Source organism: Thermobacillus sp., from assembly GCF_003390775.1.
GTDB lineage: Bacteria > Bacillota > Bacilli > Paenibacillales > Paenibacillaceae > Thermobacillus > Thermobacillus xylanilyticus.
This window is the reverse complement of record NZ_QEWA01000028.1, coordinates 48,368-64,731: the sequence shown is the minus strand read 5'-3', so window position 1 is coordinate 64,731 and position 16,364 is coordinate 48,368. Positions and strand designations below refer to the sequence as shown.

General features: G+C 62.4%; 13 protein-coding genes. 4 read left to right on the top strand and 9 right to left on the bottom strand.

The genetic code is table 11. From position 1 onward, the window contains the following. Positions 1 to 37: 37 nt before the first annotated feature. The gene (locus tag C6W55_RS04120) at positions 38 to 751 is read right to left on the bottom strand and encodes a queuosine precursor transporter (RefSeq protein ID WP_286891615.1); all 714 of its coding nucleotides are present in this window, start codon (positions 749 to 751) and stop codon (positions 38 to 40) included. Positions 752 to 997: 246 nt separating this feature from the next. On the opposite strand from C6W55_RS04120, the gene C6W55_RS04115 reads away from it, so the two are divergent. Further along, positions 998 to 3,031, top strand: a complete 2,034-nt coding sequence (locus tag C6W55_RS04115; RefSeq protein WP_286891614.1) for an LTA synthase family protein — start codon at positions 998 to 1,000, stop codon at positions 3,029 to 3,031. Between the two features lie 173 nt (positions 3,032 to 3,204). On the opposite strand, the gene C6W55_RS04110 is transcribed toward C6W55_RS04115, so the two are convergent. After that, the gene (locus C6W55_RS04110; protein ID WP_286891613.1) at positions 3,205 to 4,185 is read right to left on the bottom strand and encodes an aldo/keto reductase; all 981 of its coding nucleotides are present in this window, start codon (positions 4,183 to 4,185) and stop codon (positions 3,205 to 3,207) included. Positions 4,186 to 4,264: 79 nt separating this feature from the next. Then, positions 4,265 to 5,140: a delta-lactam-biosynthetic de-N-acetylase gene (gene pdaA, locus C6W55_RS04105; protein WP_244860529.1), complete on the bottom strand. Its 876-nt coding sequence runs from the start codon at positions 5,138 to 5,140 to the stop codon at positions 4,265 to 4,267. A 245-nt stretch (positions 5,141 to 5,385) separates the two neighbouring features. On the opposite strand from pdaA, the gene C6W55_RS04100 reads away from it, so the two are divergent. The 3 genes from C6W55_RS04100 to C6W55_RS04090 all read left to right on the top strand — a co-directional run bounded on the left by C6W55_RS04100 (position 5,386) and on the right by C6W55_RS04090 (position 6,492). After that, positions 5,386 to 5,844 carry a GreA/GreB family elongation factor gene (locus C6W55_RS04100; RefSeq protein WP_015256657.1) on the top strand — a complete coding sequence of 153 codons (459 nt, stop codon included), beginning with the start codon at positions 5,386 to 5,388 and terminating at the stop codon, positions 5,842 to 5,844. A 49-nt stretch (positions 5,845 to 5,893) separates the two neighbouring features. Continuing rightward, a complete protein-coding gene (locus C6W55_RS04095; RefSeq protein ID WP_041853999.1) occupies positions 5,894 to 6,082 on the top strand; it encodes a sporulation protein Cse60 in 189 nt (62 codons plus the stop codon). 104 nt (positions 6,083 to 6,186) lie between these two features. Beyond that, complete coding sequence (locus tag C6W55_RS04090; protein WP_015256659.1) at positions 6,187 to 6,492, top strand: hypothetical protein; 306 nt, start codon at positions 6,187 to 6,189, stop codon at positions 6,490 to 6,492. 70 nt (positions 6,493 to 6,562) lie between these two features. On the opposite strand, the gene C6W55_RS04085 is transcribed toward C6W55_RS04090, so the two are convergent. The 6 genes from C6W55_RS04085 to C6W55_RS04060 form a co-directional block, all read right to left on the bottom strand. Continuing rightward, positions 6,563 to 9,709, bottom strand: a complete 3,147-nt coding sequence (locus tag C6W55_RS04085; protein ID WP_286891610.1) for an MMPL family transporter — start codon at positions 9,707 to 9,709, stop codon at positions 6,563 to 6,565. Beyond that, the gene (locus C6W55_RS04080) at positions 9,706 to 10,200 is read right to left on the bottom strand and encodes a MarR family winged helix-turn-helix transcriptional regulator (protein WP_286891609.1); all 495 of its coding nucleotides are present in this window, start codon (positions 10,198 to 10,200) and stop codon (positions 9,706 to 9,708) included. Before C6W55_RS04080 ends, C6W55_RS04085 begins: the two co-directional genes overlap by 4 nt. A gap of 166 nt (positions 10,201 to 10,366) precedes the next feature. Next, a complete protein-coding gene (locus C6W55_RS04075; RefSeq protein ID WP_286891607.1) occupies positions 10,367 to 11,905 on the bottom strand; it encodes a PAS domain-containing protein in 1,539 nt (512 codons plus the stop codon). 86 nt (positions 11,906 to 11,991) lie between these two features. Beyond that, positions 11,992 to 13,821 (bottom strand): ABC transporter ATP-binding protein, encoded by a 1,830-nt coding sequence (locus C6W55_RS04070; RefSeq protein WP_483316347.1) that lies wholly within the window; start codon positions 13,819 to 13,821, stop codon positions 11,992 to 11,994. Further along, positions 13,769 to 15,538, bottom strand: coding sequence for an ABC transporter ATP-binding protein (locus C6W55_RS04065; protein WP_041854000.1), 1,770 nt, complete (start codon positions 15,536 to 15,538; stop codon positions 13,769 to 13,771). Before C6W55_RS04065 ends, C6W55_RS04070 begins: the two co-directional genes overlap by 53 nt. 115 nt (positions 15,539 to 15,653) lie before the next feature. Then, positions 15,654 to 16,343, bottom strand: coding sequence for a metal-dependent hydrolase (locus C6W55_RS04060; protein ID WP_286891602.1), 690 nt, complete (start codon positions 16,341 to 16,343; stop codon positions 15,654 to 15,656). Positions 16,344 to 16,364: the final 21 nt, after the last annotated feature.

Genomic DNA, 16,364 nt, shown 5'->3' with positions numbered 1-16,364 from the left:
CCTCCTTTTGCCTCATTATGCCGCACGCGCGCCGGATTTAGTCAGCCGCCTTCCGGCTCCACAGCCCTTCCTCATCCTTGAAGCTCCGCGCGATATAGAGCACCGGCGTCCCGGCGCCCGAGACGACGAACTTGATGAGGTACGTCGTGACGAGAATGTCGATCCAGACCGCCGTCTCGAAAACGCCCGCGAACGCGACCGTGCAGAACACCAGCGTGTCGACGAACTGGCTGACCAGCGTGCTGCCGAGGATCCGGATCCAGAACTGTCCGCGAGCCGCGAACCGCCGTTTCAGCCGGCTGAACAACTGCACGTCGAGCACCTGGCTGACGAGATAGGCGCACAGGCTGCCGGCCGCCACCCGGGGCGCCAGCCCGAACACCATCTCCATCGCCGCCTGCATGTCCAGGCCGGACGCATCCGGCTTGAACACGAGCGCAAGCTGCATGACCAAGGTGGAGGCGAACAAGAAGAAAAAGCCGAACCAGACCGCGCGCCTCGCTTCTTCCCTGCCATGCCGCTCGTTCAGCAGGTCGGTCGCCATATAGATGGACGCGTATGTAATATTGCCCAGCGTCATGACAAGCCCGAGCATTTCGATCGTCTTGACGACCTGCAGATTGGCGAGCACCGTCGCGACGCCGATCCAGGCGAACAGGCCGATGCGGCCGAACAGCCGGTAACACAGAAGGAACAATGAAAACTGGACGATTCCGAACAGAACGCCCCACCCCAGGTTGAACCCATCCACTTCCCACCACTCCCTGGCTTGTTTTTGCGAAAATGAAAGAAAAATCCTTCCTTTTCTGTGTAATTTTTAATCATAAATGCGCGTTTAATCCCGCCAACCGCCTTTGACACCGGTTTGCGGCCGTAGCATAATAATATGAGCCAACCCTGACACGATCGCAAACGTCTATATCAAATAGAGAGATAACAATAGCAAGCCGGACGCGCAGGTAACCGGCTTGTTGTCTTGCCGAGGGGGAATGTCCGCATGAGACCGGCTCTGCTAAACCGGGTATATCGCATTATCGGCTCGCGGCCGTTTATCTTTTTCTCCATCATCATGCTGTTCAAGAGCTACCTGGCATGGCTTGTCATCTTCGAGGACACGCCGTTCTGGGCGCCGCTCATCTCTGAAATTCCGTTCATCTGGGCCATATTTTGCCTGATTGAATGGTTTTCGTCAAAACGCAAACTGACCGCCTACCTGATCGTCAACCTGGCGCTCACCGGAATCTTCTTCTCGGTCATCATGTACTACAAGTACTACGGCGTCATCGTCACCTGGCGTGCGCTGGAGCAGGTCAATCAGGTGACGGCGGTGAAGAACAGCGTCTTTTCGCTGATCGATCCATACTTCCTGTTCATCTTCAGCGACATCGTCGTGTTCATCTATCTGCTGATCAACGGCCGGCGGAAGCACGGGGCCGGGTACCGGCTGCTGCGCATCTGCAACCGGCCGAATGAACGGCGCGGCGTCATGACGCTCATCTTCGCGCTTTCGGTCGTCATTTGCGTCATGAATATTTTGCCGCATACGGCGAGCATGAACGAACGCGTGCAAGCCTCGGAGATGGGCATTCTCAACTATGAAGCCTACTCGCTGATCGCGGACGAAGAGTACGAGCTGATCGAGAAGTCGGAGATCTCCCAGGACGCGATCGACGAGCTGAAAGGCGTCCATCGCCCCGTCCGCGCGCCTTACCAGGGATGGGCCAAAGGCAAGAACCTCATCGTCATCCAGATGGAGTCGCTGCAAAACTTCCTGATCGGCCTTGAAGTCGAAGGCCAGGAAGTGACGCCGAACCTGAACGCGCTCGTGCGGCAAGGGTTCTACTTCCCGGACTTCTACCATATGGTCGGCCAGGGCAACACGTCGGACGCGGAGTACGTCGTCAACACGTCGTTCTACATCCCGCCGCAGGGAGCGGCCACGATGCGCTATGTGGACCGCCGCCTGCCGAGCCTGCCCCGGCTGCTCAAGGTGCGCGGCTACGAGACCATGACGTTCCATACGAATACCGTGGAATTCTGGAACCGCACCGAACTGTACGCCGCGCTCGGCTGGGACCGCTACTACGACGACCGCTTCTTCGGCAAGGAGGATGCGGTGTTCTTCGGCGCGTCCGATGACGTGCTCTACCGGAAGACCGCCGAGGAACTGGAGCGCGCGCACCGGGAGGGCAAGCCATTCTACGCGCAGGTCGTCTCGATGACGGCGCACCATCCGTTCACCTTGCCGAAGGACAAGATCAGCCTCGACCTGCCGGACAAATACAGCGGCACGTTCGTCGGCGACTATCTGCAGGCGCAGCACTACGCGGACGAAGCGCTCGGCCGCTTCATCGCCGACCTGAAGGCGCGCGGCGTCTGGCAGGACAGCCTGATCGTCCTCTACGGCGACCATGTCGGCCTGCCGGTCTACTCGCTGAACAACCGCGAGCAGGAATTGCTTGCCGAACTGATCGGTCACGAATACGGCTACGCCGACATGATTAACGTGCCGCTCATCATGCTGTCGGACGGAGCGCTCTATCCGAAACGGTTCGAAGGCCGCCTCGGCGGTCAGGTCGACATTCTGCCGACGATTGCGGGCTTGATGGACATCCCGCTGATCGGGTACATCCACTTCGGGCAAAATCTGCTTGTCGAGCAGGACAACCTGCTCCCGCAGCGGTACTATCTGCCCTCCGGCACGCTGATTACCGGCAAGTCGCTCTTCATCCCGGGCGAAGGCTACGCGGACGGCACGCTCTATCCCCTTTCCGGGGAGCCGGGCGACGAGAGCGTCGTCACCGAAGACGCGTTCGAGCGGGCGCTCCGCCTGCTCCAGCTGTCCCACAGCTACGTCCGTCAGCTGCCGGAGCGGTCGCCGGATGAGGCGCCGCAAGCGATGCTGCCTGAGCCGGATGACGAAGCGGAGACGGAGAAAACGGCAAAGACCGAACCAGACGACGCGCCGCCGGTTGAGGACGCGGATGATGCGGCGGAACACGAGACGGAGGGTGAAGAGGCGGAATCGTAACCGGGCACGCGTCTCCGGTCCGCAACGCCGATTCCGCTGTGCCGGCAGACTGCATGCACAGGATTGCTGCATGCGGTCTGCCGGTTCTTTCTTGCCTCGCTGCACAGCATGAAGGAGCACCCCTGTCCGACAAGCGTGCTCCTTCGTCCAACCCCTATTCCGCCCGCGGAACCTCAATAAGGCCCGCGGATATGCTCCCGCACCTGAAGTTCATAGAACTCGCGCAGTCGCGCCTGCTCCGCTTCCGTGAACGGCGGCACGTCCGCGGCCGCCAGGTTCGCTTCGACCTGGGACACCGTCTTGAAGCCGGGGATGACGCAGCTGATGTGCGGATTGTCGAGAATCCACCGGATGGCGGCGGCCGCCATGCTGCCGCGGCCCTCGCCGATCCAGGCCAGCTCCCGGCTCAGCCGGACGCCCGTCTCGAACGGCAGCCCGGCGAACGTCTCGCCGACGTTGAACGCCTCGCCGTTCCGGTTGAAACGGCGATGATCATCCGGCTCGAACGTCGTCTGCTCGGTGAATTTGCCGGTGAGCAGCCCGCTCGCCAGCGGCACCCGGGCGAGAATGCCGACGCCTTGCGCGTGAGCTTTCGGGAACAGCTCCTCCGCCGGCTTCTGCCGGAACACGTTGAAAATCACCTGCAGCGCCTTCACGTTCGGATACTGCAGGGCGATCAGTCCTTCTTCCACCGATTCGACGCTGACGCCGTATTCGCGGATCAGACCTTCCTCACGCAGACGATCGAGCACGCCGAACACTTCGCCGCGGCGGATGATGTCCGTCGGCGGACAGTGGACCTGGTACAGGTCGATCCGGTCGCGGCCCAGCCGCTTCAGGCTCGCTTCGCAGAACTTGCGCACCGATTCGTACGTGTAGACCGCGGGATCATGAATATCTGCAGCCCGGCAGAACTTGGTGGCGATGTAGATGTCGTCCCGGCCTTTCACCGCTTTGCCGAGCAGTTCCTCGGCGTGACCGTCGCCGTAGACATCCGCCGTATCGAAGAAATTGACGCCCGCGTCGATCGCCCTCGCCAGCGCGTTCAACGATTCGGCATCGTCCGTCCTTCCCCATGAGCCGCCGATCGCCCACGTCCCGAAGCTGATCTCGCTGACGTTCATGCCCGTGTTGCCGAGCGGTCTGTATTTCATTTCGCATCCCGTCCTCATCCCATGGATTCGCTTTCCTCCCCATTATGCTTCGGGGTGGACATCCATGCAAGAGGCGGGATCAGAACGGCAGGTCCGGCACCGGCGACAACAGATGATCCAGGCTGCGGAAGGTGTACCCCTGTCTGCGCGCTTCGTCGATGATCGCGGCCAGCGCCTCGGCGTTGTCCTTCGACACGCTGTGCAGCAGGATGATGGCGCCCGGATGAAGCTGCGCGACGACGCTGTCATACGCATGGCGGGCGCCGCGCTGCGCCGAGGTGTCCCAGTCTTTGTAGGCGATCGACCAGAACACGTTCGTGTACCCGAGCGATTGGCTAACGCGGAGCGATCGTTCGCTGAAGATGCCCCGCGGCGGACGCAGATAGCGCATCTCCTTCTGGCCGGTCACGCTTGCGACCTCGCGCGCCACCCGATCCAGTTCTTCCCGGATCTTCGCATCCGGCAATGTCGAGAAATCCGGATGCGACCACGAATGGTTGCCGATGATGTGTCCTTCCCGGACCATGCGCCGCAGCAGATCCGGCTGATCTTTCACATAATGGCCCGTCACGAAGAAGCAGGCCGGCACCTTTTTCGCCTTCAGCACGTCGAGGATTTTTTCCGTGTACCCGTTCTCATAGCCGTTGTCGAAGGTCAGATACAAATTTTTGCCCTCCGGGCTGCCCCGAAATACCGCGCCGTATCGCTCGAGCAGCGGTGCGAACCCTTCCTGGTCGATCGATGCGGGCTGCCCGTTCCGGCTCTTCTTGAAACCGAAATGGTACGCGCGGTCGCCGGACGAAACCGCGGAAGCGGAAGCCGGAGAATCCGCCAGCACCGCCACCGCAGCCGACGGGTTCCCCGCCGGACCGGACAGGGACAGGCCCGTCCACACGCCGAGCAGCACGGCCGCAGCCGACCAGACCAGCACGGCCGGCTTGACTCGTCTGAACATGTTGCCACCCCCTGAACGAAACTGCCAATCAGGCTTAAGATGTCCGCCGGAAGGATGTTTTATGTTGCCGGTTCTGCGGGAGGGACAAGCCCTTTTGAATGCGGATACATTTTGTTTGTGGTATGATAGGGGTAGACCCCCGAGGCGGGGTCTGTTTTCACATCAACGGAGGAGATGATTGCCCATGAGCAAGCGGTACGCCATCCTGGTGAACATTCCGATCGGAAAGGCAGGCGTTATCTTCCATGAACCATAGAATGATGAAGCCGGGCAGCGCACTGGAAGCCGAATTGCGCCGCCAGCTTGCCTGCCTGGGCGACAACCGCATGCTATGGTTCAGCCAGCCGCCGTCGGCAGCCCGCCCGGAACAACGGGAATTGATGGAGACGCTGCAAAGGTACGAGAAACAGCTCGAAGACATTCTGGCCGGCATCGTCCGGGATCTGGAGGACTTGCCGGTGCTCATCGGCTCCGAGGTGACGCTTCGGTACGAGGACGGCGGGCCGGATGAGACGTACCGGATCGTGCTGCCGGAGGAAGCCGATGTCGACCGGAGCCGGATTTCCTGCCTGTCGCCGATGGGCAGCAGTCTGCTCCTGGCCCGGGTCGGAGACACGGTGGAGATCCGTACGCCGCAAGGCGGATACCGCGCCCGGATCGTAAGGAGCGTCTGCACGTTCGCCGCCGATGCAGACGACCGTTGAACCGTCGCTTGCCGGCAGGCGCCATATTTCAAGTCAGGGGTGAATGGCCATGATTCAAGTGAAAGAGTTTCTTGACACCGAATCATCGCACGCCGTGAAGAAAGTGAACGATTTTCTCGCCACCCTGCGCGAAGACCAGGTCATCAACGTCTGCTACGGTTCCTACACGAAGACCGGCGCCCATGGCGCGCAGCATCAGCGGACCGCCATTCTGGTCGTCTATCGGACGGACGGCTGAGCCGGGCGGCGGGATGCCGCGGGGAATCCCGTGTCCTGCACCTTGATCTGGGCGAATGCATATCTTGACAGCAAATAACTGCTGTTGGGAGGCATTCGGACCACATGGAGAAGCAACCGAAGGTCATTTACCGCGCGGATTCGACCGCCGCCGAGTCCTTGCGGTCGATGAAGAAGCGGCTGTGCGAGATTTGCGACATGTACGCCGGCCGCATGGTTCGGGTGCAGACGATGGACGGCGGCGTCTATGACGGCATCATCCGCCATCACGAAGGCTGCATCCTGTACCTGGAGTTGGACGCACCGGGATACCGCGCGTTCTGGAATCCGTTCGTGCCGTTCAATCCGTATTACAACACGATTCTGCCGCTCGTCCTGTATGAGCTGCTGGTCATCTCGCTGCTCTCGTAAAGAGAAAAAGCCGTCCCATCCGCTTGTTGCAAAGCGGGAGGGACGGCGATTTTTTTGAGGTTCGGCCGATTCACGCCCCCAGGCCGGCGTCCGCATCGTTGCGGGCGCGCCGCCCCATGAACGGCCACCAGTTGAACGATCCGAACAGCCGCACCATGACCGGTATGAACAGCGGCAGCATGATGAGCGCATAGAGGAACAACCCGGCCAGTACGATAGTCGCGATGTGCAGCAGCGACATGACGCCCGACGGCAGCATCGCCGCGAACGTGCCGCCGAGAATGATCGCCGCCGACACGATGACGGAGCCCATGTTCTTCATCGCGTTCAGAATCGCTTCGCCGGCCGGCAGATCCCGGTATTCGCGGAACCGGTCCATCAGGAAGATGCTGTAGTCGGTGCCGAGCGCCAGCAACATGACGAAGGCGAAGAACGGCACCGCCCAGCCGAGGCCCGTCATGTCGAGCATCCGCACGAACAGCACTTCCGCCGCCGCCACCGACATGTAGTAGGTCAGGATGAGCGACAGCACGAGGTAAATCGGCATGACCAGCGAGCGGAACAGGACGACGAGGATGAGCACCAGGCCGATCAGCATCAGCGTGACCGTGCGCGAATAGTCGTCCGCGGTCACATGCCGCAGGTCATTGTTCACGCTCGAGATGCCGCCGACCGCGACATCGGCGCCTTCCAGCGGCGTGCCTTCCGCCATGCCCGGCGCGGCGGCCGACAGCCGGTCGACCGTATCCATCGCCTCGACGGAGTACGGATGGTGTTCCAGCACGACCTCGAACTTCACCGTCCGCCGGTCGCTGCTCATATAGATGTCGAGCGCCTGCCGGAACTCTTCCGAAGCGATCGCTTCCTCCGGCAGATACCAGCCCGCCAGCTGCGGGTCGGGCGACGAGGACAGACCGGTCAAATATTCCCGCGCCGACTCCAGGCCGGCCGTCACCTGCTTGATGCCGTCCGCCGATTGCCCGAGGCCGTCGGTCAGCTCGCCGAGCTGATCGATCAGCCCGGCCAGGCCGTCCGCCAGCTCGGCCTGGCCGTCCGCGAGCTGCGCCGCGCCGCCCTTCATCTCGGGGAGGCGCTCCAGGATGGCGCCCTGGCCGGCGGCGGCCTGCGCGATGCCCGACTGCAGTTCCTTCAGTCCCGCGGCAATCTGCTTGAGCCCGCCGGCCAATTCCCGCTGGCCCGCGGCCGCCTGGCGCAGCCCCTCGTTCGCCTGCTCCAGGCCGGCGCCCAGCCCGCCGAGCTGCTCATTCAGCTGCGCCAGCGCCGCGCCGAGCCGGGCCGCGCCTTCGTGCAGCTGCTTCGCCGTGCCTTGCAGGCGCAGAAAATCTTCGTCCGCCGCCAGTTCGGGATACTTCTGCGGCAGTCCGTCAAGTCCGGCCGACAGCCCGGCCAGCCCCCCGGTCAGTTCATCGTGCTTGCTTGCGATCTCGTCATAGCCGGCCTTCAGTTGATCCAGGCCGTCTGCCATTTGCCCGTATCCGGCGAGCAATTCTTCCGCTGCGGCGGCCAGTTGTTCGGCGGCCGCCTGCGCTTCCGCGGCGCCGGACGCCAGCTCGCCCGCGCCGGCTTCGCCGCTGCGCAGCCCTTGTTCGAGCTGGCGCAGCCCGCCCTCGAGCTGCTCGAGTCCGGCCTTCAGCTCGCTCGTGCCCTGCGCCAGCTTTTCGGCGCCGCCTACCGCTTCCTCAAGCCGCGGCGCGTTCGCGGCCAGCTCCTCGCTCGCTTCCTCCAGCCCGGCGCCGATCTGGCTCAGCCCGTCTCCGCCCTGCTCGAGACCGCTGTCCAGCTCCGACACCTGGCTCACCACCTGCAGCTGCTCAAGCGGCTCGCCGGTCGGCCGGGTGGCGCTGCGCACCGACGCCACGCCTTCGGTCTCCAGCAGCCGGCGCGACACCTGTTCGACCGCAGCCAGCCCTTCCGGCGTGTCGAGCGGCGTCTCGCTGCGCCAGACGACCGTCGTGGGCAGCGTCTCCCCGGGACCGAAACTGTCCGAAATAATGTTGAACCCGCGCACCGAACCGTAGCGATCGCCGATCTCGTCGAGCTGGTTGAACGTGACGGCGTTCTTGTAGCCGACGAGCAGCGGCACGGCCAGCACGGCGATGATCGCCAGCGCGCCGAGCGGCCGCCGGAGGGCGAACGAACCGACGGTGCCCCACAGCCGGCTCTCCTTATGCTCCAGCGAACCCCGCAGCGGCCAGAACAGCGCCTTGCCCAGCACCGCCATGAAGAACGGAACGATCGTGACGAGCGCGATCAGCATGACCGCGACGCCGACCGCGACCGCGACGGCGGAACGGTACAGCGAGAACGTCGACAGCCCGATCGACGTGAAGCCGACGAGCACCGCCAGCCCCGCGAACAGCACCGTCTTTCCGGCGGTCCGATAAGTGCGGAGAATGGCGTCGACCTTGCCGCCGCCTTGCGCCAGCTCCTCCTTGAACCGGCTGATCAGCAGAATGCAGTAGTCCGTCCCGATGCCGAACATGACCGCGACCATGAAGATCTGCGTGAAGTTGGAGAGCGGGAAGTCCGCGTACTCCGCCAGGTAGGCCACGACCGACTGGGACACCAGATAGCTGAGCCCGACGGTGAGCAGCGGAATGAGCGGCGCGACGACCGACCGGAAGACCACGATCAGAATGACGAGGATGAAGACGATTGTAATGAGCTCGGTCTTCTTCACGCCTTCCTCGGAGCTCTGGATGACATCTTCCGCAATGACCCAGCCGCCGGTGATATAGTGGTCGACGTCGATGTCCGACAGCGCGCCGTACAGCACATCCTGCTGTTCCTCCGCCGTCCGGTCGCCGAACTCGACATTCAGCAAGGCGAGCACGGTCGTCCCGTCTTCGGATATCATCTTCGCCGCCAGTTCTTCGCTGTCGAACGGCGACGTCACCGACACGACGCCATACGTGCCGCCGTCGTGCTGAAGCTTCTCAATCCCGGTTTTCACCGCCTCAAGATCGTCGTCGGACAAGCCTGACTCGCGGTGGAAAACGAGAACCGTCGAATTCCCGCTTTCCCCCATATCGGCAAGCATCTCGTCAGCGATGACGGACGGATAGCCGTCCGGCACCGAAATCTGCCCGTGCTCCCGCACCAGTTCGGCCAGATTCGGCGACGTCATAAGCAGGCCCGCCGCCGCGGCAAGCCAAAGCGCCAGCACCAGCCAGCGCCATCTTACAATTTGTCTCATATGGTTGCTCTTCCCCTTCCTTCCATATCCGCCAACACTTCCGCCACCTTCTCGCAGGTGCCGACAAATTGCAGCGCTTCTTCCCGGCTGAATTGGTTCATGACCGTCGACAGCCGCTCCCTTATCCGGTCATCGATCATCTCGGCCAGCTTCCGGCCCGCCTCGGTCAGCGACAGATAGATGACCCGCCGATCTTTCACGTCCGGAATCCGCTCGATCAGCCGCTTGTCGGACAGCCGCGTCATGATCGCCGTAATTGAACTTTTGCCGACGCCGAACACGTCGGCCAGCTCCGATGAGATTGACCGGCCTTTCATGCGAAGATAGCGGATGACCAAATATTGATCCAGCGTGATGTCTTCATCGCCGATGCACCTGCGCAGCAGGGTGTTCACACGCCGATGCATGCGGTACGTCGCTTCCTCATATCTCTTGATAATGGAGGCCAGCAGATCCTGATCCATCTGCCCGTCTCCTGCCTCGCGCTTCACCGCTCGTCCCTCCCCTCCTGCCGTCCGAAGATAGTTCGACGATCGAACAATTTTACAGTAAAACTTTATCACATCCCCTCTGGCCCCGTCAAACGCGATTCCCGGCGCCCGCAAAGAATAAAAGCCGCGCTCCGCGGGAGTCTGCCACTCTCGCGGCGGGCGGCTTCTATCGTTCCGCACAAGACTGCGGCAGCCGGATTGACACGGTCGTTCCTTCACCGCTCCGGCTGACATAACGGATATTCCCATCGTGTTCCTCGATGATTTTGTGGCTGATCATGAGTCCGAGACCCGTACCCTTCTCCTTCGTCGTGAAGAACGGCTCCCCGAGCCGGCGCAGCTGGTCTTCCGGAATGCCGCTTCCCTGATCGATGACGTGCACGAGCACGTCCGTTTCATCCCGCTCGATTAAGATGATCAGCAGGCCGCCGGACGGCATCGCCTCGATCGCGTTTTTCACGACGTTCATGAACACCTGCTTCAGCTGATTTTTGTCGCAGCGGACGATGCACGCTTCCGGAGTCGCCTGCTCCTGGATGATCACGTTGTTCAGAATGGCCTGGCTGCTGAGCAGATCGGCGACCTCGTGCACGATCAGCCGGATGTCCCAATCCTGGTAGACGGAGGCCTGCGGCTTGGCCAGCACGAGCAGCTCGCCGAGGATCATCTCGATCCGGACAAATTCCTGGTCCATGATCTCGTAATACCGGTCGGCCTGCTCGCCGGTCGCCTTGCGGAGCAGCTTGGAGAAACCTTTCAGCGATGTCAGCGGGTTGCGAATCTCATGGGCGATGCCCGCGGCAAGCTGTCCGGCCATCTTCAGCTTCTCCGACGTGCGCAGCAGCTCCTCGGTCCGGCTCTCGATCGTAATGTCCCGCACGATGCCGACCAGCAGCGGGGCTTGGCGGTACTCGTCCCTCATCCATTTGCCGATCGTCTGAATGGTCCGGACGCTCCCGTCCGGCATGAAGATGCGATATTCGCACTTCAGTTCTTGGTCCGATTCGCGCCCGAGCCGCTCGACAAAATATTCCCGCAGAACGGGTCTGTCCTCGGGATGCACGATCTTCTCGTACGCTTCCCAATCGCTGGCGAAATCGGTCCGGCTGAAGCCGAAGACGGCGTACATTTCGTCGGACCAGTACAATTCATTCGTCTCGGGATACCATTCGAAATGGCCGAGACCCGCACATCGATGCGCAAGCTGCAGACTTGCCCTGCTTCGCCGCAGTTCCTCTTCCGACCGTTTCTTGTCCGAAATATCGCGGCCCACGGCGACGATCCGCTCGACCCCACCCAGCTCGTCCCGCACGATGCTGAACGTTGCCCTGCACCAGATGTAACGGCCGTCCCGATGGCGCACGCGGATATCCCGAACGCCGAAGTTCGCCTGATAATCCTCCGTCACTTCGGCGACATGCGGCACTGATGATGCTGCTGCTTCTTCCGTTCCGTCGTCTTGGTCGGCGGGCAGGAGATGAATCCCGATCCGCGACAGGTCTTCGGGCAGAATGTACAGCACGCCCGACTTGCCCGTCACTTCTTCCGGACGGTATCCCAACACGCGTTCGACCGACGGCGATACGTATTCGATAGTCATGTCCGAATTCAAGCTGACGTAGATGTCATCCGATTGCCGGATGAGCGGGGCGAACAGGTCACCCGTCATGCGGCTGCCGTGTTCCCGTTCCTTCCGATTCCGCATCGCTGCACGCTCCCGTATCGAATCCGAATGGCCTGGTTGATTGATGCTGCTTATACGCTATTCGCGGGATCCGCGTACACCACTGCTTATTCCGAGCCTGCGAATGCCGCCTGCTGCCCGCTGCGCACGAGGCTGCTGTAGAAACCGGAAAGCGCCATCAATTCCTCGTGGCTCCCCTGCTCGATGATGCGGCCTCTGTCCAGCACCAGAATGCGGTCAGCACGCCGGATCGTGTTCAGCCTGTGCGCGATGACGATGCTCGTGCGCCCGGCCATCAGCCGGTACAGCGCCTCCTGGATATGTAATTCCGTAATCGTGTCGATGCTGCTCGTCGCCTCGTCGAGCACGAGGATGGCCGGATCGGCAAGGATCATGCGCGCGATGGCCAGCAGTTGACGCTGTCCCTGGCTGATGCCGCTGCCGTCCTGCCGCAGCATCGTATCGTATCCGTGCGGCAATTTCATGATGAACCGGTGCGCGTTCGCTTCCCGGGCCGCCTGTTCGACTTCCTCATCCGTCGCGTCGAGCCGGCCGTAACGGATGTTCTCCCGGATCGTCCCCTCGAAGAGGAAGACGTCCTGGGGCACGAATCCCATCGCTTTCCGGAGCGACTTGCGCGTAATGCCGCGAATGTCCCGGCCGTCAATCAGAATCCGCCCGCTGTCCGGCTCGTAGAATCGGGCAAGCAGCTGCACGATCGTCGTCTTGCCCGCGCCGGTCGGTCCGACCAGGGCGATCATTTCACCCGCGGCGACGCGGAACGATGCGCCTTCGATCGTCGGCACGCCCGGCTCGTAGGAGAACGAGACGTTGTCGAAGACGATCTCGCCCTTCACCTGTCCGATCGGCACCGCACCCCGTTCGTCCACCGTCTCCTCCTGTTCGTCGATCACCTCGAATACCCGTTCCGCGCCGGCGACGGCCGACAGGAACGTGTTGAACTGGTTCGCCAGATCGTTCAGCGGCCGGGTGAACTGCCGCGCGTACTCGGCGAACGTCACGATGATCCCGACCGAGACGATCCCTTTCAGCGTGAGCAGGCCTCCGGCCCCGGCGACGACGGCGAAGCTCAAGTTGTTCAGCATGTTCATCAGCTTCGGGATGAAGCCGGAATAGACTTGCGCCCGGTAAGCGGACTCGCGCAGTTTGGCGTTCTTCGCCATGAACGCGTCGATGACAGCCCGCTCGCGCGAGAAACTTTTCACAATGCGCTGCCCGGATAGTGTTTCCTCAACGAAACCGTTGAGCGCTCCCGTGTTGCGCTGCGTCTCCTTGAAATAACGGCCGGTCCGGTTCGTGATCCAGCGCATGCCGGCGAACATGACCGGCACGATCGTCAGCGTGATCAGCGTCATGATCGGGCTGAGCCAGATCATGAGCCCGAGCATCCCCGCGAATGTGAGCAGGCTGGAGATGAGCTGGATGAAGGAGCTGTTCAGCGTCTGGCTCACGTTCTCGATGTCGCTTGTCATGCGGCTCATCAGTTCGCCGTGCTGCCGCTTCGTGAAGTACGCGATCGGCAGCCGGTGGAGCGCGTCGAACAGATCGGCCCGCAGCTTCGCGACAGTGCGCTGCGCGACGCCGATCATCCAGAAGTTCTGCAGCCAGCCGGCCGCGCCCTGCGCGATGTAGGATGCGCCGAGCACGAGGATCAGCAGCGCGAGCCCCTTGTAATCGCCGGGCACAAAATAATCGTCGATCGCCCTGCCCAGCAGATAGGGGCCGAGCAGCCCGAGGGTCGAGCTGATCGCCGTCATGGCGAAGATGGCCGTGAGCAGCCGTTTGTGATCGGCCAGATACGACCAGATGCGGAGCAGGGTCGGAACCCATTGTTTCGGCCGCTGCCCGCGCTTGCCGCCGCGGTCAGCCACGGTGTGCCGCCTCCTCTCCGTACTGCGACCGGATGATGCGCGCATACAGCGGCGACGTCCGGAGCAGCTCTTCGTGCGTCCCCATCGCGTGAAGCCGGCCGTCCTCAAGGATAAGGATAACATCCGCCTGCATGGCCGCCGATATCTTCTGTGTGACGAGCAGAATCGTGCAGCGGTACGCTTTCAGCGCGGCCAGCAGCGCCGCCTCCGTCTTCGCGTCGAGGGCGCTCGTGCTGTCGTCGAGCAGCAGCACCCGCGGCTTGCGAAGGAGCGCCCGCGCCACCGAGAGCCGCTGCTTCTGGCCGCCGGACAGATTGACGCCCTTCTGCCCGATCATCGTCTCGTACTGGTTCGGCAGCCGCATGATCGTCTCATGGATCTGCGCGGCGCGCGCCGCTTCCACAATCTCCTCCCGGTTGGCGTCATCCTTGCCCCAGAGCAGGTTGTCGCGCACCGTCCCCGAGAACAGCACCACTTCCTGCGGCGCATAGCCGATTTGCGCGCGCAGCCATTCCGGATCGCAGGTTCTGACATCCCGTCCGTCGATCCGCACGGCGCCTTCGTCGGGATCGAACAGCCGCGGGATGAGCTGGATGAGCGATGACTTGCCGGAGCCGGTCGCGCCGAGAATGGCCGCCGTCTGGCCCGGCCGAACGGTGAACGAGATCCGGTCCAGCGCAGGGTCGGCCATTCCCGGATAGCGGAATGTGACGCGTTCGAACGCGATCTCCGCGCCTTCGTCCGGAGCGGAAGGCGACGAGGCCGCATTCTCCTGCCTCCCGTCTTCGCCGGAGCCTTCTGCGCGAGTCGTCGTCTCCTTCTCCTCCGTCTTCAGCACTTCCGTGATCCGGCCGGCCGACGCCCTCGCCCGGGCCAGACCTGTCACGATCCAGGACAGCATGGAAAATGCGGCCATGATGCGCATCGCATAGTTGACAACGGCGACGATCTCGCCGACTTCCGCACGGCCCGCCTGCACTTCCGCGCTGCCGAACCAGAGCAGCAATAGAATGCCGACATTCATGACCATAAGCAGAGCCGGCACCGTCAGTTCGACGACCCGGATGGCGGAGATCGTGCGCGTCATCAGATCTTCATTCGCCTGCATGAACCGCTCCCGCTCGCGGGCGTAGCGAACCATCGCCTTGATGAGCCGCATGCCGAGCAGGTTTTCCCTCAGCAGCCCGTTCGTCCGGTCCAGCCGGGCCTGCACCGCCTGGAACAGCTTGAACCCGCGGTTCATCATCCAGACGAGAACCGTGAACAGCACCGGCGAGATCAGGAGCAGGACCAGTCCGAGCCGGACATTGATGGCCAGCGCCATGATAAGGCCGCCGGCCATGATCAGCGGAGCCCGCATCATGACGCGCAGGCTCATGAACACCGCGTTCTGCACCTGGGCGACATCGCTCGTCATCCGGGTCATGAGCGTTGCGGCGGAGAAGCGGCTGAACACGGCGTAAGGAAAAGACTGCACGCGTTCGTACATCCCGGCGCGGACGTCGAAGGCGAAGCCCTGGCTCACATGCGCGGCGAAGTAGCTGTTCACGATGCCCGAAGCGAAGCCGAGCAGCGCAAGCAGCGTCATCCAGGCGCCGATCCTGAGCACCGCGCCGGTATCCCGGGGCAGGATGCCTTCATCGATGATGCGGGCCATCAGAACCGGATGCCACAGCTCGACGACGAGTTCCACCAGCATCAGGATGAGGGCAATGCCCGCGGCCAGACGATACGGTTTCAAATATTTCAGCAAGTATCGCAATCCCGCTCACCCCTTTTGCGTGGTTGGAATCGTTTACATCCGGACGTCGGGATGAGGCGGCTTCATCCTGGGCCGCCGACGCGCCGCGCATGCGGCTTGCAAAGCGGCAAGCCGCTTACAGTTCGATCGATTCGCCGGGCGCCAGCGGAATCCCTTCGATGCCGGCGGCTTTCAGCCGGCCGGCAAATGCCTGCCCGTCCTGCTCAATGAGCGGGAACGTATTGTAATGGACGGGAACGACCCGGGCCGCGCGGAGCCATTCCGCGGCCGTCAGCGCATCGTCCGGTCCCATCGTGAAATTGTCGCCGATCGGCAGGAACGCGAGGTCGATCGAATGGCGCTCACCGATGAGCTTCATGTCGCCGAACAGCGCCGTATCGCCCGCGTGATAGATCGTTCGGCCTTCACTGGTCAGAAGCAGGCCCGACGGCATGCCCATATAGACGAAGCGCTGCTCGCCCGCCACTTCATAGCCGGACCCGTGCAGCGCAGGCGTCAGCTTCACCGTGCCGAAATCGAACTCGTGCCCGCCCCCGATATGCATCGGATGCATCTTGCAGCCTTGCCAGCCGGCATAAGTGGCCAGTTCGAACGGCGCGATGACGACCGCATCGCACCGTTTCGCAATTTCAAAGGCGTCGCCGACATGGTCGTTATGCCCGTGCGTGAGCAGCACATAGTCCGCCCGGACTTCGGAGGCGGCAACCGGCGCCGTCGGATTGCCGGTCAGGAACGGATCGATAATGAGTCTCCGGCCGGATGTTTCGACCAGAACACAACTGTGGCCATAATAAGTCAGCTTCAACTTTCCCCACCTCGGCATTAC

What these genes read in the sequence shown, in the direction of transcription:
- C6W55_RS04070 (WP_483316347.1), bottom strand. Translation starts at nt 13,821, where the DNA reads ATGCGCGCATCATCCGGTCGCAGTACGGAGAGGAGGCGGCACACCGTG.
- C6W55_RS04085 (WP_286891610.1), bottom strand. Translation starts at nt 9,709, where the DNA reads ATGAGACAAATTGTAAGATGGCGCTGGCTGGTGCTGGCGCTTTGGCTT.
- C6W55_RS04075 (WP_286891607.1), bottom strand. Translation starts at nt 11,905, where the DNA reads ATGCGGAATCGGAAGGAACGGGAACACGGCAGCCGCATGACGGGTGAC.
- C6W55_RS04100 (WP_015256657.1), top strand. Translation starts at nt 5,386, where the DNA reads ATGAACCATAGAATGATGAAGCCGGGCAGCGCACTGGAAGCCGAATTG.
- C6W55_RS04095 (WP_041853999.1), top strand. Translation starts at nt 5,894, where the DNA reads ATGATTCAAGTGAAAGAGTTTCTTGACACCGAATCATCGCACGCCGTG.
- C6W55_RS04090 (WP_015256659.1), top strand. Translation starts at nt 6,187, where the DNA reads ATGGAGAAGCAACCGAAGGTCATTTACCGCGCGGATTCGACCGCCGCC.
- C6W55_RS04115 (WP_286891614.1), top strand. Translation starts at nt 998, where the DNA reads ATGAGACCGGCTCTGCTAAACCGGGTATATCGCATTATCGGCTCGCGG.
- C6W55_RS04110 (WP_286891613.1), bottom strand. Translation starts at nt 4,185, where the DNA reads ATGAAATACAGACCGCTCGGCAACACGGGCATGAACGTCAGCGAGATC.
- pdaA (WP_244860529.1), bottom strand. Translation starts at nt 5,140, where the DNA reads ATGTTCAGACGAGTCAAGCCGGCCGTGCTGGTCTGGTCGGCTGCGGCC.